This is a genomic window from Herbiconiux liangxiaofengii (genome assembly GCF_041927335.1).
Classification (GTDB): domain Bacteria; phylum Actinomycetota; class Actinomycetes; order Actinomycetales; family Microbacteriaceae; genus Herbiconiux; species Herbiconiux liangxiaofengii.
The window spans coordinates 66825-91178 of sequence record NZ_JBHFHD010000008.1 but is presented as its reverse complement, the minus strand read 5'-3'; the positions used below and the strand labels follow the sequence as shown (position 1 = coordinate 91178).

Genomic DNA, 24354 nt, shown 5'->3' with positions numbered 1-24354 from the left:
ATGAGCGAGCACAGCACGAGCGAGCACGGCGCATGAGCGACCCGATCGACGCGATCACCGGTGGCCGGGCCGCCCTCGGCATCGAGCTGGGGTCGACGCGAATCAAGGCCTGTCTGGTCGGCGACGACCCCGCCGAGGTGCTGGCCGTGGGCAGCCACGACTGGGAGAACGAGTTCGTCGACCGCACCTGGACGTACTCGCTCGAGAGCGTCTGGTCGGGCATCCAGGCCGCCCACGCCGACCTCGTGGCCGACATCGAGCGCCGCTACGGCGTGCGCCCCGAGGCGTACGGCGCCATCGGCGTCTCGGCCATGATGCACGGCTACCTCGCCTTCGACGCGGCCGGCGAGCTGCTCGTGCCGTTCCGCACCTGGCGCAACACCTCCACCGGCCCCGCGGCGGCCGAGCTGAGCGCGCTGTTCGGGGTGAACATCCCGCTGCGCTGGTCGATCGCGCACCTGCACCAGGCCGTGCTCGACCACGAGCCGCACGTGGCCGAGATCGCCTCGATCACCACTCTCGCGGGCTACGTGCACCGCGAGCTCACCGGCCGTTCCGTGCTGGGGGTGGGCGACGCCTCGGGCATGTTCCCGATCGACTCGTCGACCACCACGTACGACGCCGCGTTGGTCGAGCGCTACGACGAGCTCGTGCGCGAGACCGCTCCGAACCTGGCGCTCGCCCAGCTGCTGCCCGCCGTGCTGCCGGCCGGCGCATCCGCGGGCGAGCTCACCGAGGCCGGGGCCGCGCTGCTCGACCCGACCGGCGCCATCCGCCCGGGGGCCGTGTTCTGCCCGCCGGAGGGCGACGCCGGCACGGGCATGGTGGCGACGAACTCGGTGGCGCCGCGCACCGGCAACGTCAGCGCCGGAACCAGCATCTTCGCGATGGTGGTGCTCGAGCATCCCCTCGCCGAGCAGCACCACGAGCTCGACCTCGTCACCACCCCGGCGGGCGACCCGGTGGCCATGGTGCACTGCAACAACGGCGCCAGCGAGCTCGCCGCCTGGGTGGGCCTGTTCGCCCAGTTCTCGGGCGCCACGGCCGACGAGGCCTTCGACACCCTCTTCCGCGAGGCGCTCGCGGGCGACGCGGATGCCGGCGGCCTGCTCGCCTACAACCACCTGGCGGGCGAGCCGATCGCCGGTCTCACCGAGGGCCGGCCGCTGTTCGTGCGCACGCCCGACAGCCGCTTCACTCTCGCCAACTTCATGCGCGCCCAGCTCTACGGGGTGTTCGGCACCCTCGCCCTGGGCATGCGGGTGCTCGACGGCGAAGGCGTCGCCCTCGACCGGATGTTCGCCCACGGGGGCATGTTCCGCACCGCGGGCGTCGCCCAGCGCTTCCTGGCCGGAGCGCTCGACGCACCCGTCTCGGTGGCCGCGACGGCCTCGGAGGGCGGCGCCTGGGGCATCGCCGTGCTCGCCGCCTTCGTGCGCGACGGCGCGGGCCGGAGCCTCGCCGCGTACCTGGGCGAGAGCGTCTTCGGCGGCGCCACGTTCGAGACCGCCGACCCCGACGCCGCCGACGTCGCCGGCTTCGCCACCTACCTCGACCGCTACCGCGACGGGCTCGCCGTCGAGCAGGCCGCCGTCGCATCCCTCTCGCTGGAAGGAACCAACCGATGACCGAAACCGAACCCGGACTCTCGACCGAGGTGCAGGCCGCCGTCGACCGCATCCGCACCGACGTGGCCGCCCTGCACGCCGAACTCGTGCGCTACGGCCTCGTGGTGTGGACGGGCGGCAACGTCTCGGGCCGCGTGCCGGGAGCCGACCTGTTCGTGATCAAGCCGAGCGGCGTGCTCTACGACGAGCTGACGCCCGAGAACATGATCCTCTGCCACCTCGACGGCAGTGTCGTGGCCGGTTCGCCCGGCTCCGACCGCTCGCCCTCGAGCGACACCGCCGCGCACGCCTACGTGTACCGCAACATGCCCGAGGTGGGCGGCGTGGTGCACACGCACTCGCCCTACGCGGTGGCCTGGGCGGCCTACGGCGAGCCCATCCCCTGCGTCACCACCGCCATGGCCGACGAGTTCGGCGGCGAGATCCCGATCGGCCCGTTCGCCATCATCGGCGACGACTCCATCGGCCGGGGCATCGTCGAGACGCTGAGCGGTCACCGCTCGCGCGCCGTCCTGATGAAGAACCACGGCCCGTTCACCATCGGCAAGGACGCGCGCGACGCCGTCAAGGCGGCCGTGATGGTGGAGGACGTGGCCCGCTCCGTGCTGTTCTCCCGCCAGCTCGGCACACCGAACCCGATCCCGCAGCCGGCGATCGACTCCCTCTTCAACCGCTACCAGAACGTCTACGGACAAGACCCGACGGGATCACTCAATTGACCAAACTCACCACCTCCCTCGACGCCTACGAGATCTGGTTCTTCACCGGCAGCCAGAACCTCTACGGCGAGGAGACCCTCCGCCAGGTGGCGGAGCAGTCGCAGCAGATCGTGGCCACCCTCGACGGCGCCGACGCCATCCCGGTGAAGCTCGTGTGGAAGCCCGTGCTGAAGGACTCCGAGTCCATCCGCCGCGCGGCCCTCGACGCCAACGCCGACGACAAGGTGATCGGCGTGATGGCGTGGATGCACACCTTCAGCCCCGCCAAGATGTGGATCGCGGGGCTCGACGCCCTGCAGAAGCCGCTGCTGCACCTGCACACGCAGGCCAACGTGGAGCTGCCCTACGCCGAGATCGACTTCGACTTCATGAACCTGAACCAGGCCGCCCACGGCGACCGGGAGTTCGGCTACATCCAGACCCGCCTCGGAGTCGCCCGCAAGACCGTGGTCGGCCACGCCACCAACCGCCGGGTGCAGGACCAGATCGGTCAGTGGGCGCGCGCCGCCGCCGGCTGGCAGGCCGTGAAGACCCTCAAGCTCGCCCGTTTCGGCGACAACATGCGCTTCGTGGCGGTGACCGAGGGTGACAAGACCGAGGCCGAGCTGCGCTTCGGCGTGCAGGTGAACACCTGGGGCGTGAACGAGCTCGTCGAGGCGGTCACGCTGGCCGAGGCCGACACGGCGGCGGTGGATGCGCTGGTCGCCGAGTACGAGGAGCTCTACGACGTCGCGCCCGAGCTGCGGAAGGGGGGCGACCGTCACCAGTCGCTCCGTGACGGGGCCGCCATCGAGCTGGGCCTGCGCTCGTTCCTCGAGGAGGGTGGCTTCGGCGCGTTCACCACGAGCTTCGAAGACCTCGGTGCCCTCAAGCAGCTGCCCGGCCTCGCCGTGCAGCGCCTGATGGCCGAGGGCTACGGCTTCGGCGCCGAGGGCGACTGGAAGACCGCCGTCCTCGTGCGTGCGGCCAACGTGATGGGCTCCGGCCTGCCCGGTGGCGCGAGCCTGATGGAGGACTACACCTACGACCTCGTCGACGGTGCCGAGACCATCCTGGGCGCCCACATGCTCGAGGTGAGCCCCTCGCTCACCACGGCCAAGCCCACCCTCGAGATCCACCCGCTGGGCATCGGCGGAAAGGACGACCCGGTGCGCCTGGTGTTCACGGCCGACCCCGGCCCGGCCGTGGTGGTGGCGCTCAGCGACATGCGCGACCGCTTCCGCCTGGTGGCGAACGTCGTCGAGGTCGTGCCGCCGCGCGCTCCGCTGCCCAACCTGCCGGTGGGTCGTGCCGTCTGGCGCCCCGAGCCGTCGTTCGCCGTGTCGGCGGCCGCCTGGCTCACCGCCGGTGCCGCGCACCACACCGTGATGTCGACCGCCGTGGGCATCGAGGTGTTCGAGGACTTCGCCACCATCGCGAAGACCGAGCTGCTGCGCATCGACGCCGAGACCACGCTCCGTGGCTTCCAGAACGAGGTGCGCTGGAACCAGGCGTACTACCGCCTGGCGCAGGGTCTGTAGCTCCCGACAGAGTCCGACTGCGAGAAGCGGATGCCCGTGCCGAGTGATTCGGCACGGGCATCCGTCGTCTGAGGCGCGTGCGACAAACGTCCCTTCCCCCCGATCGGCGCGGCCGGAAGACTCGCACTGCCGGTGCCGCCCCCTGTCGCCGGCGGAAGGAGACGACGATGACCTCGACCGACGACGCCACACCACACCACGAGACCCCGCGCTTCGGCAACCCCGACCTGCCCCAGGAGGGTGAGGTGAACACGGTCGACGACCCCACGGCGACCGTGATGACCGGGCCGCAGAACCCGGTGATCGAGAGCCAGTTCCCGAACCAGATCGACGCTCCGGCCACCGACATCAGCACCCAGCAGTTCTTCTGGTCGTCGTTCAACATCTCCCCGCGGCGCGTGCAGCGCGGCGGCTGGGCGCGTGAACTCACGCAGCCCGACTTCGCCATCTCGGATGAGATCGCCGGCGTGAACATGTACCTCGAGGCCGGCGGCATCCGGGAGCTGCACTGGCACCAGACCGCCGAGTGGGCGCTGATGACGCGCGGAAACTGCCGCATCACCACGTTGAGCCGCGAGGGCCTGCCGAGCGTGGAAGACGTGCAGGAGGGCGACCTGTGGTACTTCCCGCCCGGTCTGCCGCACTCGCTGCAGGGCCTCGGTCCGGATGGCGCCGAGTTCGTGCTCGCCTTCGACGACGGCGCGCAGTCGGAGAGCAACACCCTGCTGCTCACCGACTGGTTCGCCCACACCCCGCCGGAGGTGCTGGCGAAGAACTTCGGCGTCGCCCAGGAGGCGTTCGCCGACATCCCGTTGCACAACCTCTGGATCTTCCCCGGCGATGTGCCGGGCGACCTCGAGGCCGACCGGGCTGCGGCGGGCGTGCAGCCGGGCACCGAGGCGGTGATCTTCCGCCTCTCGCGCTCGGAGCCGGCCTACCAGAACAGCGGCGGGAAGATCCAGCTCGCCGACAGCTCGAACTTCCCCGCGTCGAAGACCATCGCGGCCGGGCTCGTCACGATCGAGCCCGGATCGATGCGCGAGCTGCACTGGCACCCGAACGCCGACGAGTGGCAGTACTGGCTCAAGGGCCAGGGCCGCATGACGGTGTTCAACACCGGCCCGCACGCGAACACCACCGACTTCCGGGCCGGCGACGTGGGCGTGGTGAAGCGCAACCTCGGGCACTACATCGAGAACACCGGCGACGAGACCCTGGTGTTCCTCGAGACGTTCAAGAGCGACCACTACGAGGAGGTGTCGCTGGCGAACTGGCTCGGGCACCTGCCGCCGTCGCTGGTGAGCGCGCACCTGAACATCCCGGAGGACGTGCTGGCGGGCTTCGCCCGGCGCACCCAGGGGATCACGCCGCTTCGCTGATCGCGCGGGTGGCCCGGCCCCAGAACGGGGGCCGGGCCACTGCCGCCCGGAGAACCACCGGTGGCGCGTGCGATTCGCGCGCCACTAGTCTCTGACTGAGGTGCTCAGGTGGGGAGCACCGCGATCGGGGGATCACGTGACGTCGACGCCATCCGGAGCCGGAGCCGGAGCAGCCGCGGAGACCGGCCACGCAGCCGGAGCCGCAGCCGCATCGAGCGCGCCCGCGCGCCGCCGGCGGGGCGGGTTGAGCATCCAGTCGAAGCTGCTCATCATGCTGCTCTCGGTGAGTGTCGGCAGCACGCTCCTGGTGGGCGCGGTGGGTTACGTCTCGGGCACCGACAGCCTGCGCGACGCCGCGTTCGACGAGCTCACGAACGTGCGCGAGGCGCGGTCGCTCGCCGTCAAGACGCTGTTCGAGAACGTCACCGACACCCTCGTGCTCGAGAGCAAGGGTCAGACGGCCGTGAACGCGGCGAAGCAGTTCACCGCCGGCTTCGACGCGCTGGAGGCCGGTACCTCGACGGCCGAGCAGCGGGCGACGGTCGACGCCTACTACAGCGACGTGTTCGTGCCGGCCTACGAAGCGCGATCGGGCCAGGACACCGAACCGTCGCTGTTCACGCCCCGCACCACCGCCCAGATCGCGTTGCAGTCGCTCTACACCGCGCCCTTCACCGACTACGACGCCGCGGCGGCACTGGACGACGCGGGCGACGGCAGCGCCTGGAGCGCGGCGAACGCCGAGTACAACCCCTACTTCCGCGACGCCGCCGAACGCTTCGGCTACGAGGACATGCTGATCCTCGACACCGAGGGCAACGTGGTCTACTCCGTCTACAAGGGGGTCGACCTCGGCACGAACGTGCTCGACGGCCCCTACGCCGGCAGCTCGCTCGCGGGCGCCTACACCGAGGCGCTCACCTCCAACACCCTCGACTACGTGGGGCTCACCGACTTCGAGCGCTACCAGCCCTCGCTCGACATCCCGACGGCCTGGGGCACCTCACCCCTCGGCGACGGCGACGGCGTGGTGGGGGTGCTCGCCGTGCAGTTCCCGCTGTCCGTGCTGAACACCACCATGACCGCCGGTGGCAACTGGCAGGCCGAGGGCCTGGGGGAGACGGGCGAGTCGTACCTCGTCGGGCCCGATCAGCTGATGCGCTCGGTCTCGAGGTCGGTGCTGGAGCATCCGGATGACTACGCCCAGCAGGCGATCTCCGCCGGCACGCCCGTGGCCACCGCCGAGCGCATCGCCGAGGTGCAGGGCACGGTGCTGCTGCAGCCCGTGCGCTCCCAGGCCGTCGAACGCGGGTTGAAGGGCGAGACCGGAACGATCGTCGAGACCAACTACCTCGGCCACGAGGTGCTCACCGCCTACACGCCCGTGCCCATCGAGGGCATCGACTGGGTGGTGGTGGCGAGCATCGACACGGCAGAGGCCTTCGCGCCGGTGGCCGACTTCGCCCGCAACCTCGTGCTCACCATCGCCGGCATCCTGGTGCTGGTGTCTCTGCTCTCGCTGGTGCTCGCCCAGGTGTTCGCCCGCCCGGTGCGGGGCCTCGTCACCGCGGTACGGCGGGTGGCGGGCGGCGAGCTGGGGGTCGAGGTGCCGCAGCGCTCCCGTGACGAGTTCGGCGACCTGGCCTACGCCTTCAACGACATGAGTCGCACCCTGCAGCTCAAGCAGGACCTGCTCGACGCCCAGCGGTCGGAGAACGAGAGGCTGCTCAGAACCCTGATGCCGGATGCGGTGGCGGAGCGCTATCGGGGCGGCGAGGACACCATCGCCCTGGTGCACGACGACGTGGCGGTGCTCTTCGCCGACATCGTGGGCTTCGACGACTTCGTGGCCGGCCTCTCGCCCGACGCCGAGGTGCGCCACCTCAACGAGCTGCTGCGCGGCTTCGACGACGCGGCCGAGCGCACCGGTATCGAGCGGGTGCGCACGCTCCGCGAGGGCTATCTGGCCAGCTGCGGGCTCGTGGTGCCGCGGGTCGACAACGCCCGCCGGATGATCGACTTCGCCGTGGAGATGGAGCGGGTGCTGGCCCGGTTCAACGTGACGAACGGCACGTCGCTGGCGCTCCGCGCCGGAATCGACTCCGGGCCGGTGACGAGCGGTCTCGTCGGGCGCACCAACGTGGCCTACGACATGTGGGGCGAGGCGGTGAGTCTCGCCGGTCGGGTGCAGGGCGGCCAGGCCACGGCCGGTGTCTTCGTCACCGATCGGGTGCGGGAGACGATGGCCGACGCGCTCGTCTTCGAGGCGGCCGACACCGTGGACACCGGCTCCGGCTCCGAGCCGGTGTGGAAGCTCGTGCAGGAGTAACGCCGTGCTCGAGTTCTGGAACGAGCCGTGGTTCGTGGGGGCCGTGCTGGTGGCCGTCGGCCTCCCGGTGCTGCTCATCGTGCTCACCGAGGTGCTGGGCCTGCTCGTGCGCCGCGGCAGCCCCGCCGCCAAGCCCGTACGCCTGCTGCGCAACCTCGTGCTGCCGGTGGGAGCGCTGCTCGCCCTGCTGGCGTTCGCCGGCTCGGTGACCGTGGAGCTCACCTGGGTGCGGGTGGTGGCCACCGTGTTCGGCTTCCTGGTCATCCTGCTGGTGCTCTCGTCGTTCAACGTCGTGCTGTTCGGCCACGCCCGGCCCGGCACCTGGCGTGAACGGCTGCCGTCGATCTTCGTCGACCTGACCCGGCTGCTGCTCATCGTGGTGGGTCTCGCCATCCTGTTCTGGTGGGTGTGGGGGGCGGATGTCGGTGGCCTGTTCGCCGCCATCGGTGTCACCTCCGTGGTGATCGGCTTCGCACTGCAGAGCGCCGTGGGCTCGGTGGTCTCGGGCCTGCTGCTGCTGTTCGAGCAGCCGTTCCGGCTCGGCGACTGGCTCGAGGCCGGCGGGGTGCGGGGCCGCGTGGTGGAGGTGAACTGGCGGGCGGTGCACATCGAGACCGACGAGGGGGTGCAGATCGTGCCGAACGCCTCGCTCGCGGGTGCGTCGTTCACCAATCTCTCCCAGACCCCCGGCGCCTACCTCGCCACCACCGCCGTGACGTTCGGCGTCGACGACGCCCCGCACGAGGTGGTGGCACTGCTGCGCCAGATCGCGGGCGACCTGCCGTTCGCCGACCCGGCCGTGCGCGCCTCGGTGGCCTACACCGGAAAAGGGGAGTACTCGGTCGGCATCCCCGTGCTCGGCCCGGCCGTCGCCGACGACGCCCTCGCGGTGTTCGCCACCTGGCTCTGGTACGCCGCCCGGCGTTCCCCGTTGCACCACGCGGGCTCCACGGGCGACCCGGCCAACACCCCGGAGGCCGTCGCCGCCGCTGTCTCCGAGGTGGCCGCCGTGCTGCGCGTGCGCCCGGCCGACGTTCCCGAGATCGCCGCCTCGTGCGCGCTGGAGCGTTATGCGGCCGGCGAGGTGGTGCAACGTGAGGGGCTCGTGCCGAGCGCCGTACGGGTCGTACTCGACGGAGCGATCGGCACCTCCGTGGTGGTCGACGGCGGGCAGTTGGCCCTCGGCACGCTCGAACGCGGCGACTACGTGGGGCAGACCGCGCTCACCCGGGAGAAGACGATCTCCCGCGCATCCGCTCTCACCCCGCTCACGGTGCTGCGGGTTCCCACCGAGGTGATCGACTCTCTCGTGCATCGGCACCCGGCGCTCGCGAAGGAGATCAGCCTCACCATCGACCGGCGTCGGGCCCGGGCACGCGAGGCGCTCGCCGAGGCGCTCGCCGCCTCGCGGTCGCGCCTGCTGGACGGCTGATCTCCACGCCTTTGCGCAGGGGCGATGGGCTAAGGTGGAAGGGTGTTCCTGAATCGTCTCTGTTGTCGTCGCTGAGCGACGACCTCTCCCAGCCGGGCTCTCCGGCAGACCTGATTCGTCACCGCCCCAGCCACCGCCCCCCGTCGCCGCTCCTCAGCGCGCGCCGTGCCGAGATCGGCACGAAGCGGCTGCGAGCCCCATCAAGGACACCGCAATGAAGTACGCGAACAGCGTCATCGACCTCGTCGGCAACACCCCGCTCGTGAAGCTCAACAGCGTCACCGAGGGCATCCGGGCCACCGTTCTGGCCAAGGTGGAGTACCTCAATCCCGGCGGGTCGTCGAAAGACCGCATCGCCACCCGCATCATCGACGCCGCCGAGCGTGACGGTCTCCTGAAGCCGGGCGGCACGATCGTGGAGCCCACCTCGGGCAACACCGGCATCGGCCTCGCCCTGGTGGCCCAGCAGCGCGGCTACCGTTGCGTGTTCGTGCTGCCCGACAAGGTGGGCGAGGACAAGCGCAACGTGCTCACCGCCTACGGCGCCGAGATCGTGGTGACCCCCACCGCGGTCGCTCCGGAGGACCCGGACTCCTACTACTCCGTCTCCGACCGGCTGGCCCGCGAGATCCCCGGCGCCTTCAAGCCCAACCAGTACTCGAACCCGAACGGGCCGCTCAGCCACTACGAGACCACCGGCCCCGAGATCTGGCGTGACACCGAGGGGCAGATCACCCACTTCGTGGCGGGGGTGGGCACCGGCGGCACCATCAGCGGCGTGGGGCGCTACCTCAAGGAGGTCTCGGGCGGCGCGGTGCAGGTCATCGGCGCCGACCCCGAGGGCTCGGTGTACTCCGGCGGAACAGGCCGGCCCTACCTCGTGGAGGGCGTGGGAGAGGACTTCTGGCCCGCCGCCTACGACGGCTCGGTGGTCGACCGCATCATCGCCGCGAGCGACGCCACCTCGTTCGACCTCACCCGACGCCTCGCCCGCGAAGAGGGCCTCCTCGTGGGGGGCTCGAGCGGCCTCGCGGTGGCGGCGGCCCTCGAAGCGGCGCGCGACCTGCCCGCCGAGGCCGTGGTGGTGGTGCTGCTCCCCGACGGCGGTCGCGGCTACCTCGGCAAGATCTTCAACGAGAAGTGGATGCGCAGCTACGGCTTCACGAATTCGCCCACCGGTTCGACGGTGCGCGACATCGTGCGGGGCAAGAGCGGCGAGCTGCCGGCTCTGGTGCACGCCCACCCCGGCGACACCGTGCACGACGTGATCGAGATCATGGCCACCTACGGGGTGTCGCAGCTGCCCGTGCTCTCGGCCGAACCCCCCGTGGTGATGGGTGAGGTGATCGGCTCGCTCGACGAGCAGAACCTGCTCGACGAGGTGTTCGGCGGCAACGCCAGCATGAGCGACACCGTGGCCGGCTTCGTGGCTCCCGCCCTCCCGCTGATCGGCGCGAACGAGCCGGTGGCCGCCGCCCGCCAGGCCCTCACCCAGTCCAGCGCCCTGCTGGTCTCCGACGACGGCAAGCCCGTCTCGGTGATCACGCGCCAAGACCTCCTCACCTTCCTCGCCGAAGCCTGAACCGCTTCCCCAATTCGTTAAGGACATCACCATGGCCAAGAACACCGACGCCTTCGAGACCCGCGCCATCCACGCCGGTCAGGAGTTCGACCCCACCACCGGCGCCATCATCCCGCCCGTCTACTTCACCTCCACCTTCGTGCAGGACGGCATCGGCGGCTTCCGCAACGGCTACGAATACACCCGCGGCGGCAACCCCACGCGCAGCTCGCTCGAGACGTTGATCGCCTCGCTCGAGGGCGCGAAGCACGGACTCTCGTTCGCCTCGGGCCTGGCCGCCGAAGACGCCCTGCTGCGGGCGCTGCTCGAGCCCGGCGACCGCATCGTGCTGGGCAACGACGTGTACGGCGGAACCCATCGGCTGATCGAACGCATCCACGGCAAGTGGGGGGTGGAGAACGTCGTCGTCGAGATGAGTGACCTGTCCGCCGTGGCGAAGGCCGTGGCCGGTGGCAGCACCAAGCTGCTCTGGCTCGAGACCCCGTCGAACCCGCTGATGAAGATCAGCGACGTGGCCGAACTCGCCGAGATCGGCCACGCGGCCGGCGCCCTCGTGGTGGTCGACAACACCTTCGCCTCGCCCTACCTGCAGCAGCCGCTCGCGCTCGGCGCCGACATCGTGGTGCACTCCACCACGAAGTACCTCGGCGGCCACTCCGACGTGCTGGGCGGCGCCGTGGTGCTGAACGACGACGCGCTGGAGGAGAAGATCCGCTTCCTGCAGTTCGCCTCGGGCGGGGTCTCCGGCCCGATGGACGCGTGGCTCACCGTGCGGGGCATCAAGACACTCGCGGTGCGGATGGACCGTCACTCGGCCAACGCGCAGGCCATCGCCGAGCATCTGGTCGGACATCCGGCCCTCGACACCGTGTACTACCCCGGCCTCCCCGAGCACCCCGGCCACGAGCTCGCGAAGCGGCAGATGCGCTCGTTCGGCGGCATGATCTCGCTCGCCTTCAAGGGCGGGCCGAAGGCGGGCCGCAAGTTCGCCGAGTCGACCAGGGTGTTCCAGCTCGCCGAGTCGCTCGGTGGCGTCGAGTCGCTCGTGAGCTACCCCTCGGAGATGACCCACGCCTCGGTGAAGGGCACCCCGCTGGAGGTTCCCGAGAACGTCATCCGACTCTCGGTGGGCATCGAGGCGGTCGACGACCTGATCGCCGACATCGACCGCGCGCTCCCGCGTCGCTGAACGCGGGTCTCCGGATGACTGCAGCGGGCTCCACCTGGGCCGGTACGTACGACTACACCGCGTCGGCACTGCTCGCGCCCACCTCGCTCGATGAGCTCGTGTCGATCGTGCGCGGTTCGACGCGGGTTCGCGCCCTCGGCTCGCGGCACTCCTTCAACGACATCGCCGACTCCGGCGGGGTGCTCGTCTCGCTCGACGAGCTCTCCGAGGGGGTCGACCCCGAGATCGACGAGGCTGCCCGCACGGTCACGGTGAGCGGTGCGGTGCGGTTCGCCGAGCTCAACGCCTTCCTCGAGCCGCGCGGCTGGGCCCTGCACAACCTCGGCTCGCTGCCGCACATCTCGGTGGCGGGCGCGGTGGCGACCGGCACCCACGGCTCGGGAGTCGGCAACGGCAACCTGGCCTCCGCCGTGGCCGCCCTCGAGCTGGTCGACGGCACCGGAGCGGTGCGACGCATCGCGCGCGGCGACTCCGGGTTCGAAGGGATGGTCGTCGCCCTCGGAGCGCTCGGCATCGTGACGCGCGTGACCCTCGACATCCAGCCGAGCTACACGATGCGGCAGGACATCTTCGTCGACCTGCCCTGGATCACGGTGCTGGAGTCGATCGACGACATCCTGGGGGCCGCCTACAGCGTGAGCCTGTTCGGCGACTGGTCGGCGGCCGGGTTCAAGCAGGCCTGGGTCAAGTCGCGGCTCGACGAGCTGCCTGCCGCGGGCTTCGCCTTCGACGACTCTTTCTTCGGCGCCCGGCCCGCCGGCTCGAAGGTGATGTCGCCGGCCGGCGACGACCTCGACAACACCACGGTGCAGGGCGGGGTGCCCGGCCCCTGGTCGGAGCGGCTGCCGCACTTCCGGGCCGACGTCACGCCGAGCGCGGGCGACGAGATCCAGACCGAGTACTTCGTGGGGCGGGCGGATGCGCGTGCCGCCCTGCTGGCCGTGCGGGCGCTCGCCGATCGCATCCTGCCCCATCTGCTCGTCACGGAGCTGCGCACCATCGCGGCCGACGAGCTCTGGCTGAGCACCGCCTACCGGCGGGAGAGCCTCGCCATCCACTTCACCTGGCTGCCGCATCCCGAGGCCGTGCGGGAGCTGCTGCCCCTGATCGAGGCGGCGCTCGCGCCGTTCGAGGCCCGGCCGCACTGGGGCAAGTGGTTCACGCTGGATGCCGCGTCGGTGACGGCGCGGTACGAGCGCGCTCCGGAGTTCGTTCAGCTCGCCGACTCGTTCGACCCCGAGCGCCGCTTCCGCAACGCCTACCTCGAGCGCGTGCTCGACCTGCCCCGGTAGAGCTCGCGCCGGGGTAGCGTGAACGGCCCCGTTCCCGGTCGGGAAGGGGCCGTTCGCGCTACCCGGCCGGGTCAGTCGAGGGCTGGCTTGCCCGTCGAGTAGATCCAGGTGTCGAAGAAGGCCGTGAGGTCGCGACCCGAGACCGACTCGGCGTAGTCGACGAACTGGGCGGTCGACACCGAGGTGCCGGCATGCTCGGTGGCCCAGCCCTTGATGATGCTGAGGAACGCCGGGTCGCCCACCTCGGTTCGAAGGGCCTGCAGGGTCATGGCGCCGCGGGTGTAGACCGCGCCGTCGAAGATGCCCGCGGCCCCCGGGTCGGCCACCTCGGTCCGCCAGAGGGAGTCGCCGGCGGGGATGGAGTCGTACGCGTCCTGGAAGGCCTCCTGCGTGGTCGGCCCGCCCTGGCTCTCGGCCCAGAGCCACTCCGCGTAGGTGGCGAAGCCCTCGTTCAGCCAGATGTCCGACCAGCGCTGCATCGACAGGCTGTCGCCGTACCACTGGTGCGCGAGCTCGTGCACGACGACTGCCGGATCGGCGTCTTCGGGGAAGGCCCAGGCCGGGTAGATCGGCCGGGTCTGGTTCTCGAGCGCGTACTCCAGGTCGACCGGGGAGGTCTCGCCCGTCTCGGGATCGGTCTTCTCGCCGATGTAGCCGATGGCGATGCCGCCGGCCTCGTCGAACGGGTAGGCGCCGAAGTACGTCGACAGGAAGGCGATGACCTCGGGCTCGCTGCCGAAGATCTCCTTGGCCACGTCGCCCACCTTGACGCCCGGTGCGCCCCTGACGTCCCGGCTGAACAGTGTGGGGTCGATGGCGTCGTAGTAGGTGATGCCATCGGCGCCTGGCTCGCTCGACACCTCGTAGTCGCCGAGCGTGGCCGTGGCGAGATACGTGGCCATCGGCTCGTCCATCTCCCAGTCGAACGTGCTCGTTCCCCCGGCCGTGGTGGTGGAGGCGAGCCGGCCGTTGCCGATCACCTGGAGGCCCTCTGGCACCGTCATGCGGGTGGAGAAGGTGGCCTTGTCAGACGGGTGGTCGTTGGCGGGGAACCAGGTGGCGGCCACCCGGGGCTGACCCACGATCACGGCGCCGGTGGGCGTGGTGAACACTCCGGCCAGGCCGTACGCGTCGTCGATCTCGATCGGCACTCCGCTGTAGGCGACCACGGTGGTGACGGTGGCCCCGGCGGGGATTCCCGAGAGCGGGATGACGGTGAGCTCGGTGCGCGGCGGAGTGGCGTCCGCATCCGTCGACCCGTCGACCTGCGGCTGGCCGGTGTCGGCGCTGATCTGCGTGGAGGCCAGGCTCCAGTCGGCCGGCTCGCCGTCGACCGTGATGGCCGAGACGGTGATGGCGTCGGTGCCGTCGACGTCGCGCGTGTCGAAGTCGAGGTTGAAGGTCGAGAGGTTCTGGGTGGCCACGGCCGTGATGGCGGCCGTGCCCGAGAGCACCCCGCTGGCGGGGTCGTAGCCGAGGTCGAGGGCGTAGTGCTGGACGTCGTAGCCGCCGTTGCCGTCGAGCGGGAAGTAGGCGTCGCCGATGCCCGCGGCTCCGGGCAGGTAGTCGACCGGCGAACCGGTGGGCTCGGGCGTGGCGATGGGTGCACCCGGCGTGCTGGGAGCCGACGGTGTGGGCGGGCACGGGTTCGCGGCGTTGGCCGGTGCGGGGGAGAGGCCGCCCGACACGAGGAGCGCGAGCACGAGGAGCGGCACGGCGGCGAACACGACCGGTTTCGCCTTGCCCGACCCGCGCCCGAACAGCAGCCAGGCGGCGATGCCGCCCCCGATGGCGAGCAGCCCGAGCCCGGCCACCCATGGCCACGACTCGAAACCAGTGGCCGCCAATACACAACTCGTCACAGAAATCCCCATCTCAGTTCGGTGTCGAGACCTTATCCGACCCCGAGTCGCACACGCCACCGGTTCGGTGATCCTGTCGCGAGACGTTGACACGGGGCGGCCTGTGCAGGAGTGGTCGCCGACCGCGCCGGAGCCGCTCCGGCCTGAGCTGCCCGAGCAGCACTCCGCCCAGCACCAGCGCCGTGCCCACTGCCTGCGCCTGGCCGAACACCTCGCCGGCCAGCACCGTGCCGAGCACCACTCCCGTCACCGGGTTCAGCAGGCCGATCAGTCCCACCGACCCGGCCGGCAGATGCCTCAGTCCCGCGAACCAGGCCGCGAAGGCCAGCGCCGTGGCGATCAGCGAGACGTAGCCGAAGCCGATCACCGCGGCACCGTCGAGAATCGGCGGCGCCCCCTCCAGCACGAGGGCGGCGGGCAGCACGACGAGGCCGCCGGCGAGCAGCTGCCAGGCGGTGAGCGGCAGGATGCGCACATCCGACGACCAGCGCTTCGACAGCACGAATCCCGTCGACGACAGCAGCATCGCCGCGAGCGACGCCCCGACCCCGAGCGGGATCGACCCGCCGGTGCCGGTCACGCCCGCCGCGCCCCCGAGCATCACCGCCACCCCGCCGAACCCCACCATCGCACCGAGCACGCCGGTCACCCGTGGGCGCTCGCCGAGCAGCGGCCAGGCCAGCAGCATGAGCACTCCCGCCGAGGTGGCCATCACGGTCGAGGCGAGACTCGTCGGCAGCAGCTGGGAGGCCGCGTAGATGAGCACGAAGAACGCGCCCACGTTGAGGGTGCCCAGCACCCCCGCCCGCCACCACCACGAGCCGCGCGGCAGCTCACGCGCCACGGCGAGCAGCACCAGCCCCGCCGGCAGGGCGCGCAGCACGGCACCCCACAACGGGGCGTCGTCGGGCAGGAACTGCCGGGTGACGTAGTAGTTCGAGCCCCACGCGATCGGGGCGATCGCGGTGACGGCGACCCAGCGCCAAGTAGCTTCCATGGAAGTTACTATAGCTTCCAGGGAAGATATAGTCGATGGCATGAGTGCTGTCGACCGGGTCTCGTCCATTCAAGAGGAGTGGCGCCGCGAGCGGCCCGACCTCGACGTGTCGCCGCAGGGGGTGATCGGTCGCCTGCACCGCCTGGCGGCCCGGCTGACGGCCGAGCTGGTTCCGGTGTACGAGCGTTTCGGGCTCGGCGAGGGCGAGTTCGACGTGCTCGCCACGCTCCGCCGGGCCGGAGAACCCTTCGAGCGTGCGCCCGGTGAGCTCGCCCAGCACACCATGGTCACCACCGGGGCGATGTCCAAGCGTCTGGACCGCCTCGAGGCGGCCGGCCTCGTGGTGCGACGGTCGGCCGGCGGTGACGGGCGGCGGAGGGTGGTGGCGCTGACGGCCGACGGGCGGCGCCTGATCGACGAGGCCTTCGCCGCGCACATGGAGAACGAGGCGCGACTGGTGGCCACGCTCGGAGAACGCGACCGGCGCGATCTCGAGCGCATCCTGTCGGGCTGGCTGGCCGAGCTCGACGACGGCGACCACTCCGCGTAGACGGCGGCCACCACCACATCTGGTGGCCGGCATCGCGACACGCCGGACGCGTCGGATGTCGGATGCCGAAGTTATCCTCAGGCCATCGCATCCGCTGTCTCCACAGGCGGGCGCGGAGGGTTGATTTTCCGCGGATCAGCCTGTGGATTCCGGGTACGAAAAGCTGTGCACAGAAAGGGGCGGCCTGTGGATAATTACACCGGTGTAACACTTCATCTAGGGGTGCTATCCAGGGCTGACAACTAGATGTAGTATTGAAGTCCCGGAGCCGGACACCCTGAAAACAGGGGTTCGCGGCCGGTTCAACCACAGATTTCCCTGTTGTTCGACGCTCGAGAAAGGTGCCTCACTTATGGCAATCACGGTCTACACGAAGCCATCCTGTGTTCAGTGCACGGCCACCTACCGTGCCCTCGAGAACAAGGGTCTCGAGTTCGAGATCTTCGACCTCTCGGTCGACGAGAAGGCTCTCGAGACGGTCAAGGAGCTCGGTTACCTGCAGGCTCCGGTCGTCATGACCTCCGAGGGCGATCACTGGTCGGGCTTCCGCCCCGACAAGATCGCCGAGCTGGCCAGCCGCGTCACGGCCTGAGCCGGTGACCGACGACCTCGTCTACTTCTCGAGCGTCTCCGGCAACACCCACCGCTTCGTCGAGTCTCTCGGTCGGCCCGCTTCGCGCATCCCGATCTACGCCCGCGAAGAGAAGCTCACGGCGACGTCGCCCTACGTGCTCGTGCTCCCCACCTATGGCGGGGGCAACGGGGCGGGGGCGGTTCCCAAACAGGTGATCCACTTCCTCAACGAAGAAGACAACCGATCCCTCATCCGCGGTGTGATCGCCGCGGGCAACACCAATTTCGGTGAGGCCTACTGCCTCGCGGGCGACATCGTCGCGCGCAAATGCAAGGTGCCCCTCCTCTATCGATTCGAAGTTTTCGGAACCCCGGACGACCGCGAGGCCGTTCAGAATGGATTGGACAGACTGTGGAAGCAACACTGATCGATGCGCCGCTGGCCGCGCCGGCGCTCGACTACCACTCGCTGAACGCGATGTTGAACCTCTACGACGAGAACGGACTGATCCAGTTCGACAAAGACAAAGAGGCCGCGAAGCAGTACTTCCTGCAGCACGTCAACCAGAACACCGTCTTCTTCCACAACCTGAAGGAGCGCCTCGACTACCTGGTCGAGAAGGAGTACTACGAGAAGGCCGTGCTCGATGAGTACTCGTTCGAGTTCATCCAGCAGCTGAACGACCTGGCGTACTCGAAGAAGTTCCGCTTCGACACCTTCCTCGGAGCGTTCAAGTACTACACGAGCTACACGCTCAAGACCTTCGACGGCAAGCGCTACCTCGAGCGGTTCGAAGACCGCGTGGTGATGACCGCGCTCGGTCTCGCCCAGGGCGACGAGCAGCTGGCCACCAACCTCGTCGAGGAGATCATCGGCGGCCGCTTCCAGCCGGCCACCCCCACGTTCCTGAACACGGGCAAGGCCCAGCGCGGCGAGCTCGTCTCCTGCTTCCTGCTGCGCATCGAAGACAACATGGAGTCGATCGCCCGTGGCATCAACTCCGCGCTGCAGCTGTCCAAGCGCGGCGGTGGCGTGGCCCTGCTGCTGTCGAACATCCGCGAGGCCGGCGCCCCGATCAAGCAGATCGAGAACCAGTCCTCGGGCATCATCCCCGTGATGAAGCTGCTCGAAGACTCCTTCAGCTACGCCAACCAGCTCGGCGCCCGTCAGGGTGCGGGTGCCGTGTACCTCAGCGCGCACCACCCCGACATCATGAAGTTCCTCGACACCAAGCGCGAGAACGCCGACGAGAAGATCCGCATCAAGACCCTCTCGCTCGGTGTCGTGGTGCCCGACATCACGTTCGAGCTCGCCAAGAACGACGAGGACATGTATCTCTTCTCGCCGTACGACGTCGAGAAGGTCTACGGTCTGCCCTTCGGCGACATCTCCGTCACGGAGAAGTACCGCGAGATGGTCGACGACCCGCGCATCCGCAAGACCAAGATCAAGGCCCGCGAGTTCTTCCAGACCCTGGCCGAGATCCAGTTCGAGTCGGGCTACCCGTACATCATGTACGAAGACACCGTCAACAAGGCGAACCCCATCAAGGGCCGCATCAACATGTCGAACCTGTGCTCCGAGATCCTGCAGGTGAACACGCCCACGACCTACAACGAAGACCTGTCGTACGACCACATCGGCAAAGACATCTCGTGCAACCTGGGCTCGCTGAACATCGCGCTCACCATGGACTCGCCCGACTTCGGCAAGACCGTCGAGACCGCCATCCGCGGCCTCACCTCGGTGTCGAACCAGTCGCACATCACCTCGGTGCGCTCCATCGAAGACGGCAACGACAAGTCGCACGCCATCGGCCTCGGCCAGATGAACCTGCACGGCTACCTCGCCCGTGAGCGCGTGTTCTACGGCTCGGAGGAGGGTGTCGACTTCACGAACATCTACTTCTACACCGTTCTCTTCCACGCCCTGCGGGCTTCGAACGCGATCGCCATCGAGCGCGGCGAGAAGTTCGACGGCTTCGAAGACAGCACCTACGCATCCGGTGAGTTCTTCGACAAGTACACGGATGTCGCGTGGCAGCCCGCCACGGAGCGCGTCGCGTCGCTCTTCGCCGACTCGAACATTCACATCCCCACGCAGGCCGACTGGCTCGAGCTGAAGGCGTCCATCCAGGCGCACGGAATCTACAACCAGAACCTGCAGGCCGTGCCGCCCACGGGATCGATCTCGTACATCAACAACTCGACGTCGTCGATCCACCCGGTGGCCTCGAAGATCGAGATCCGCAAGGAGGGCAAGATCGGGCGTGTGTACTACCCGGCGCCGTTCCTCACGAACGACAACCTCGAGTACTACGACGACGCCTACGAGATCGGCGCCGAGAAGATCATCGACACCTATGCCGCGGCCACGCAGCACGTCGACCAGGGCCTCTCGCTCACGCTGTTCTTCAAAGACACCGCCACCACGCGCGACATCAACAAGGCGCAGATCTACGCCTGGCGCAAGGGCATCAAGACCATCTACTACATCCGTCTGCGCCAGCTCGCCCTCGAAGGCACCGAGGTCGACGGCTGCGTCAGCTGCATGCTCTGATCGACATCTGTAGATCTAAGACCGAGAGAATAGACACATGACCCCTCCTCCCTCCGGGCCGCTCAAGCTCATCAATCAGGTGCAGGCGATCAACTGGAACCGCATCCAAGACGATAAAGACGTCGAGGTCTGGAACCGCCTCGTCAACAACTTCTGGCTGCCCGAGAAGGTGCCGCTGTCGAACGACGTGCAGTCGTGGAACACGCTCACGCCGGCCGAGCAGCAGCTCACGATGCGCGTGTTCACGGGCCTCACCCTGCTCGACACCATTCAGGGCACGGTGGGCGCGGTCTCGCTGATCCCGGATGCGCTCACCCCGCACGAGGAGGCCGTGTATACGAACATCGCGTTCATGGAATCGGTGCACGCGAAGTCGTACTCGTCGATCTTCTCGACGCTCTCGAACACCAAAGACATCGACGAGGCGTTCCGCTGGTCGGTCGAGAACCCGAACCTGCAGAAGAAGGCGTCGATCGTTCTCGACTACTACCACGGCGACGACCCGCTGAAGCGGAAGGTGGCCTCGACGCTGCTCGAGAGCTTCCTGTTCTACTCAGGCTTCTACCTGCCGATGTACTGGTCGTCGCACGCGAAGCTCACGAACACGGCCGACCTCATCCGCCTCATCATCAAAGACGAGGCCGTGCACGGCTACTACATCGGTTACAAGTTCCAGCGCGGGCTGGAGCTCGTCGATCAGGCCAAGCGCGACGAGCTGAAGGACTACACCTTCTCGCTGCTCTACGACCTCTACGAGAACGAGATCCAGTACACGCAGGACCTCTACGACGAGGTGGGCCTCACCGAAGACGTCAAGAAGTTCTTGCACTACAACGCCAACAAGGCGCTGATGAACCTCGGCTACGAGCCCATGTTCCCGAAGCAGGTCACCGACGTGAACCCGGCCATCCTGTCGGCGCTCTCGCCGAACGCCGACGAGAACCACGACTTCTTCTCGGGCTCGGGTTCCTCGTACGTCATCGGCAAGGCCGTCAACACCGAAGACGAGGACTGGGACTTCTAACCCGTCCCTCCACTCCCACGATCGGGCCCCTCCTCCGGGAGGGGCCCGATCGTGTTTCAGCCCTGAACAGCCGCCGCGTGCGCCGCGTACTGCTCCCGGATGACGGGCCGGTGGTCGGGCGCCGGCGAGGCCGCCAGCGACACCGTCCAGGTCGGCCGCGCGCCCGTGAGCGCCCAGCCGGCCTGCACGGCCCCGCCGTCGGCCACGTACTCGCCGGGCTCGGGCACCGCCACCGGAACGTCGAACACCTGGGCTGCCGCGGCCTGCACCGCCGGGTTGAACGCCGCCCCGCCGATCAGCAGGATGCGCGTGGGCACCACGCCCACCCGGCGTACGGCGTCGAGCCCGTCGGCCAGGCCGCAGAGCAGCCCCTCGATCGAGGCGCGCGCCAGGTTGGGCCGCGTTGTGGAGGCCAGCGTCATGCCGAACAGCGTGGCGGTGGCGGTGGGCAGGTTGGGCGTGCGCTCGCCCTCGAAGTAGGGCTGCAGCACGAGTCCGTCCGACCCGGCGGGGGCCTGGAGGGCCAGCGTGCCGAGCTCGGCGTGGTCGACGCCGAGCAGGGCGGCGGTGGAGTCGAGCACACGCGCCGCGTTCAGGGTGGCGACCAGCGGCAGGAAAGCCCCCGACGCATCCGCGAACCCCGCCACGGTGCCGGTCTCGTCGGCGGACGGTTCCCCGGTCACGGCGAACACGGTGCCGCTGGTGCCGATCGACACCACCACGTCGCCCTCGGTGGCGCCGAGGCCGAGAGCGGCCCCCGCGTTGTCGCCGGCGCCGGCGCCCAGCACCACGCCGGCGGGGATCGAGATCCCGGATGCCGTGAAGGCCACGGTCTGACCGGCTGGTTCGGCGGGTCCGAGCACTCGAGGCAGCACCGCATCGTGCCCGAGGCACGCGACCAGCAGCTCCCGGTCGTACTCGCCGGTGCGCGGGTTCCAGTACGAGGTGCCGCTCGCGTCGGAGCGGTCGGTGACGAGCTCGTCGAGCACCGGCCCGAGAGGGGCGACGGATGCGGGCCCGTAGCCCCGCAGGCGCCACGTGAGCCAGTCGTGCGGCAGCGCCACCGCGGCCACGCGAGCGGCGTTGGACGGTTCGGCGTCGCGCAGCCAGCGCAGTTTCGTGGCCGTGAACGAGGCCACCGGCACCGACCCGGTGCGGGCGGCCATGCCGGCGGCGCCGAACTCCTCGATGAGGGCGCGGGCGGCGGGGGCCGACCGGGTGTCGTTCCAGAGCAGGGCGGGGCGCACCACCTCGCCCGACTCGTCGAGCACCACCATGCCGTGCTGCTGGCCCGCGATGGCGAGGGCGGCCACGTCGTCGAGCCCGCCGGCCGCGGAGATCGCCGACAGCAGCGCCTCCCACCAGGCGGCCGGATCGACCTCGGTTCCGGCGGGGTGCGAGGCGCGGCCCTGGCGCAGCAGCTCGCCGCTGTCGAGATCGCGGATCACGACCTTGCAGCTCTGGGTGGATGAGTCGATGCCGGCGACGAGCGTCATTGGTGTCTCCTGGTGGCCTGAGCCGTGGGTCGGAAAAAGTTCGCGTTCACAACATATTCGACCGAGCCCCTCGGGGCAATCCGAGAGCCGCTCCGGATGCCGGGCTTGGCAATTCGAACTACTCGTGCGAGAGTAGTCGCGTGTCGCCACTTCGTCTCTTCGTGCTGGGCTCGCTCGCTGCCCGGGGGCCGATGCACGGCCATCAGCTCCGCCTGCTGGGCGAGGAGGAGCGCGTGCACCTCTGGACCGACGTGAGCGTCGGCGCCCTTTACGGCGCCCTCAAGCGCCTCACGGCAGAGGGGCTCATCAAAGAGGAGCGCGTGGAGCGCGAAGGCACCTATCCCGAGCGCCAGGTGTTCGCCATCACCGCCGAGGGCCGCAGCGCCCTGGCCGCGCTCCGCGAGGAGGGTCTGCGCACCATCGTGATGAAGCACGATCCCTTCGACCTGGCCGTCGCGCGCCTCGATCCCGACAGGCTCGACGAGTTCGCCTCCGAGCTCGAGGCGAGGCTCTCGGCGCTCCGGGAGCTCTTGGCCGAGCAGAGCGCGCGCCAGGAGCGTGCCGCTCCCTATCTGTCGGCGGCCGAGACCTGGGTGATGCAGCACCGGGCCGACCGCATCGTCGCCGAGATCGCCTCGCACGAACGTCTCCTCGCCGCCGTACCCGACATCGTCGCCGATGAGCGCCGCCGGCACGGCAGCCTCCCCGAACCCGTCTCACCCCGAAAGGCGCCCACCTCATGACCGACACCACCGTGAACCCGGCGACCGCCGCCGTTCCCGCCCGCGCCTGGCGGGCCCTGATCGTGCTGCTGGCGGGCATGTTCATCGCCCTGCTCGACACCACCATCGTGAACGTGGCCCTGCCCACGATCCGCACGAGCATCGATGCCTCGGAGGCGACCCTCTCCTGGATCATCTCCGGCTACGCCCTAGCCTTCGGGCTCGCGCTCATTCCGGCCGGCCGCATCGGCGACCGGATCGGCCACAAATGGGTCTTCTTCACGGGCCTCGCCTTGTTCACGGTGGCGAGCCTCGCCTGCGGTCTCGCGCAGGACAGCACGCAGCTCATCGTGGCCCGCGTGGTGCAGGGTCTCGCCGGCGGCATCTTCGTGCCGTCGGTCACCGCCTTCATCCAGCTGCTGTTCCCCCCGCGCTCCCGTGGCAAGGCCTTCGCCATCATGGGTGCCGTCATCGGCGTCTCGTCGGCGCTCGGGCCCATCGTGGGCGGCCTGATCATCCAGGCCTTCGGTGAGGAGTCGGGCTGGCGTCTCGTGTTCGGCGTGAACCTGCCCATCGGGCTGGCCACCCTCGTCGCCGCGGTCTTCCTGCTGCCCGCCCGAACGGCCGCCGCCGACGGCGCCCCGGCCGAGCGTCCGAAGCTCGCGCTGGACTGGGTGGGGCTCGTGCTCGTCTCGGCCGCCCTGGTCGCGTTGCTCGTGCCGCTGATCGAGGGGCAGGACGAGGGCTGGCCGCTCTGGACCATCCTCTCGCTCGTGGCCGGGGTGCTGCTGCTCGTCGCGTTCGGCGCCTGGGAGGTGCGGTACACCCGCCGCGACAAGGTGCCCCTCGTGCCGCCGAGCCTGTTCCGCCACCCGGCCTTCACCGGGGGAGTCGTGCTCGCCCTGGTCTACTTCGCCTCGTTCACCAGCATCTTCTTCACCATCTCGCTGCTCTGGCAGGCCGGTCTCGGCCACACGGCGCTCGAGTCGGGCGCCGTGTCGATCCCCTTCGCCATCGGCTCCATCGTCGGCTCGAGCCAGAGCTCCCGGCTCGCCCAGAGGCTCGGCCGCACGGTGCTCGTGATCGGCACGGCGGCCGTCGTAGTGGGCCTGGCCGCCATCTGGGTCATTCTGCTCGTCACCCCGCCGGCCGATCTCACCAACTGGCTGCTGCTCGCCCCGCTGCTGGTCGCCGGCGCCGGTAACGGCCTGTTCATCGCCCCGAACGCTCAGTTCATCGTCGCCACCGTCGACCGCAAAGAGGCCGGCTCGGCGTCGGGCGTCATCAGCGCCATGCAGCGCGTCGGCAGCGCGATTGGCATCGCCGTCGTGGGCAGCGTGTTCTTCGGCTCGCTGGTCGTCGGGCAGGGGTCTCCGGATGCTCTCGCCACCGGCTTCGTGAACAGCTCGGCCGTGGCGATGGCCGTCAGCACAGGCTTCGCGGTGCTGGCGTTCCTGCTCGTCTTCGCCCTGCCCCGGCGTACCTCGACCGGGTACTGAG

The 24354-nt window shown here is 69.5% G+C and carries 19 protein-coding genes; 16 read left to right on the top strand and 3 right to left on the bottom strand.

Annotated features, from left to right (window positions below; translation table 11 throughout):
- The first annotated feature begins 32 nt into the window (after positions 1-32).
- The 9 genes from ACEXOR_RS06870 to ACEXOR_RS06830 all read left to right on the top strand — a co-directional run bounded on the left by ACEXOR_RS06870 (position 33) and on the right by ACEXOR_RS06830 (position 13070).
- Positions 33-1628: a xylulokinase gene (locus tag ACEXOR_RS06870; protein WP_374848720.1), complete on the top strand. Its 1596-nt coding sequence runs from the start codon at positions 33-35 to the stop codon at positions 1626-1628.
- Positions 1625-2347 (top strand): L-ribulose-5-phosphate 4-epimerase, encoded by a 723-nt coding sequence (locus ACEXOR_RS06865; RefSeq protein WP_374848719.1) that lies wholly within the window; start codon positions 1625-1627, stop codon positions 2345-2347. The genes ACEXOR_RS06870 and ACEXOR_RS06865 overlap by 4 nt, the downstream gene beginning before the upstream one ends.
- Complete coding sequence (gene araA / locus ACEXOR_RS06860; protein WP_374848717.1) at positions 2344-3867, top strand: L-arabinose isomerase; 1524 nt, start codon at positions 2344-2346, stop codon at positions 3865-3867. The genes ACEXOR_RS06865 and araA overlap by 4 nt, the downstream gene beginning before the upstream one ends.
- A gap of 167 nt (positions 3868-4034) precedes the next feature.
- On the top strand, positions 4035-5246 hold the full coding sequence (locus ACEXOR_RS06855; protein ID WP_374848716.1) for a cupin domain-containing protein: 1212 nt from the start codon (positions 4035-4037) through the stop codon (positions 5244-5246).
- 136 nt (positions 5247-5382) lie between these two features.
- Positions 5383-7575 carry an adenylate/guanylate cyclase domain-containing protein gene (locus ACEXOR_RS06850; RefSeq protein ID WP_374848715.1) on the top strand — a complete coding sequence of 731 codons (2193 nt, stop codon included), beginning with the start codon at positions 5383-5385 and terminating at the stop codon, positions 7573-7575.
- Between the two features lie 4 nt (positions 7576-7579).
- The gene (locus ACEXOR_RS06845; RefSeq protein ID WP_374848714.1) at positions 7580-9007 is read left to right on the top strand and encodes a mechanosensitive ion channel domain-containing protein; all 1428 of its coding nucleotides are present in this window, start codon (positions 7580-7582) and stop codon (positions 9005-9007) included.
- Positions 9008-9221: 214 nt separating this feature from the next.
- Positions 9222-10589 (top strand): cystathionine beta-synthase, encoded by a 1368-nt coding sequence (locus ACEXOR_RS06840; protein WP_374848713.1) that lies wholly within the window; start codon positions 9222-9224, stop codon positions 10587-10589.
- A 31-nt stretch (positions 10590-10620) separates the two neighbouring features.
- A complete protein-coding gene (locus ACEXOR_RS06835; RefSeq protein WP_374848711.1) occupies positions 10621-11778 on the top strand; it encodes a cystathionine gamma-synthase in 1158 nt (385 codons plus the stop codon).
- Between the two features lie 14 nt (positions 11779-11792).
- Positions 11793-13070, top strand: coding sequence for an FAD-binding protein (locus ACEXOR_RS06830; protein WP_374848710.1), 1278 nt, complete (start codon positions 11793-11795; stop codon positions 13068-13070).
- Between the two features lie 71 nt (positions 13071-13141).
- Here ACEXOR_RS06830 and ACEXOR_RS06825 read toward each other — a convergent pair whose 3' ends face one another.
- The gene (locus ACEXOR_RS06825; RefSeq protein ID WP_374848708.1) at positions 13142-14917 is read right to left on the bottom strand and encodes a M1 family metallopeptidase; all 1776 of its coding nucleotides are present in this window, start codon (positions 14915-14917) and stop codon (positions 13142-13144) included.
- Positions 14918-14945: 28 nt separating this feature from the next.
- The gene (locus tag ACEXOR_RS06820) at positions 14946-15929 is read right to left on the bottom strand and encodes a DMT family transporter (protein ID WP_374848707.1); all 984 of its coding nucleotides are present in this window, start codon (positions 15927-15929) and stop codon (positions 14946-14948) included.
- Between the two features lie 40 nt (positions 15930-15969).
- Here ACEXOR_RS06820 and ACEXOR_RS06815 point away from each other — a divergent pair, with 40 nt between their 5' ends.
- From ACEXOR_RS06815 to nrdF, 5 genes are all read left to right on the top strand, one after another.
- Positions 15970-16479 (top strand): MarR family winged helix-turn-helix transcriptional regulator, encoded by a 510-nt coding sequence (locus ACEXOR_RS06815; RefSeq protein ID WP_374848705.1) that lies wholly within the window; start codon positions 15970-15972, stop codon positions 16477-16479.
- A 352-nt stretch (positions 16480-16831) separates the two neighbouring features.
- Entirely contained in the window at positions 16832-17071 is a 240-nt protein-coding gene (gene nrdH, locus ACEXOR_RS06810) for a glutaredoxin-like protein NrdH (RefSeq protein WP_259529652.1), read from the top strand.
- A gap of 4 nt (positions 17072-17075) precedes the next feature.
- Complete coding sequence (nrdI, locus tag ACEXOR_RS06805; protein ID WP_374848704.1) at positions 17076-17480, top strand: class Ib ribonucleoside-diphosphate reductase assembly flavoprotein NrdI; 405 nt, start codon at positions 17076-17078, stop codon at positions 17478-17480.
- Positions 17381-19612, top strand: coding sequence for a class 1b ribonucleoside-diphosphate reductase subunit alpha (gene nrdE, locus ACEXOR_RS06800; protein WP_374848702.1), 2232 nt, complete (start codon positions 17381-17383; stop codon positions 19610-19612). The genes nrdI and nrdE overlap by 100 nt, the downstream gene beginning before the upstream one ends.
- A gap of 37 nt (positions 19613-19649) precedes the next feature.
- Positions 19650-20636 (top strand): class 1b ribonucleoside-diphosphate reductase subunit beta, encoded by a 987-nt coding sequence (gene nrdF / locus ACEXOR_RS06795; protein WP_374848701.1) that lies wholly within the window; start codon positions 19650-19652, stop codon positions 20634-20636.
- Positions 20637-20692: 56 nt separating this feature from the next.
- Here nrdF and xylB read toward each other — a convergent pair whose 3' ends face one another.
- Positions 20693-22132: a xylulokinase gene (gene xylB / locus ACEXOR_RS06790; RefSeq protein WP_374848700.1), complete on the bottom strand. Its 1440-nt coding sequence runs from the start codon at positions 22130-22132 to the stop codon at positions 20693-20695.
- 140 nt (positions 22133-22272) lie between these two features.
- Here xylB and ACEXOR_RS06785 point away from each other — a divergent pair, with 140 nt between their 5' ends.
- Both ACEXOR_RS06785 and ACEXOR_RS06780 read left to right on the top strand, forming a co-directional pair.
- The gene (locus ACEXOR_RS06785) at positions 22273-22875 is read left to right on the top strand and encodes a PadR family transcriptional regulator (RefSeq protein WP_374848699.1); all 603 of its coding nucleotides are present in this window, start codon (positions 22273-22275) and stop codon (positions 22873-22875) included.
- Positions 22872-24353 (top strand): MFS transporter, encoded by a 1482-nt coding sequence (locus ACEXOR_RS06780; protein WP_374848698.1) that lies wholly within the window; start codon positions 22872-22874, stop codon positions 24351-24353. The genes ACEXOR_RS06785 and ACEXOR_RS06780 overlap by 4 nt, the downstream gene beginning before the upstream one ends.
- The last annotated feature ends 1 nt before the right edge of the window (position 24354 follow it).

Excerpts from the sequence above, each read along its gene's own strand:
- ACEXOR_RS06870 (WP_374848720.1), top strand. The coding sequence starts at position 33 with ATGAGCGACCCGATCGACGCGATCACCGGTGGCCGGGCCGCCCTCGGC.
- ACEXOR_RS06865 (WP_374848719.1), top strand. The coding sequence starts at position 1,625 with ATGACCGAAACCGAACCCGGACTCTCGACCGAGGTGCAGGCCGCCGTC.
- ACEXOR_RS06855 (WP_374848716.1), top strand. The coding sequence starts at position 4,035 with ATGACCTCGACCGACGACGCCACACCACACCACGAGACCCCGCGCTTC.
- ACEXOR_RS06840 (WP_374848713.1), top strand. The coding sequence starts at position 9,222 with ATGAAGTACGCGAACAGCGTCATCGACCTCGTCGGCAACACCCCGCTC.
- ACEXOR_RS06835 (WP_374848711.1), top strand. The coding sequence starts at position 10,621 with ATGGCCAAGAACACCGACGCCTTCGAGACCCGCGCCATCCACGCCGGT.
- ACEXOR_RS06830 (WP_374848710.1), top strand. The coding sequence starts at position 11,793 with ATGACTGCAGCGGGCTCCACCTGGGCCGGTACGTACGACTACACCGCG.
- ACEXOR_RS06820 (WP_374848707.1), bottom strand. The coding sequence starts at position 15,929 with ATGGAAGCTACTTGGCGCTGGGTCGCCGTCACCGCGATCGCCCCGATC.
- ACEXOR_RS06815 (WP_374848705.1), top strand. The coding sequence starts at position 15,970 with ATGAGTGCTGTCGACCGGGTCTCGTCCATTCAAGAGGAGTGGCGCCGC.
- nrdH (WP_259529652.1), top strand. The coding sequence starts at position 16,832 with ATGGCAATCACGGTCTACACGAAGCCATCCTGTGTTCAGTGCACGGCC.
- nrdE (WP_374848702.1), top strand. The coding sequence starts at position 17,381 with ATGCAAGGTGCCCCTCCTCTATCGATTCGAAGTTTTCGGAACCCCGGA.
- nrdF (WP_374848701.1), top strand. The coding sequence starts at position 19,650 with ATGACCCCTCCTCCCTCCGGGCCGCTCAAGCTCATCAATCAGGTGCAG.
- xylB (WP_374848700.1), bottom strand. The coding sequence starts at position 22,132 with ATGACGCTCGTCGCCGGCATCGACTCATCCACCCAGAGCTGCAAGGTC.
- ACEXOR_RS06780 (WP_374848698.1), top strand. The coding sequence starts at position 22,872 with ATGACCGACACCACCGTGAACCCGGCGACCGCCGCCGTTCCCGCCCGC.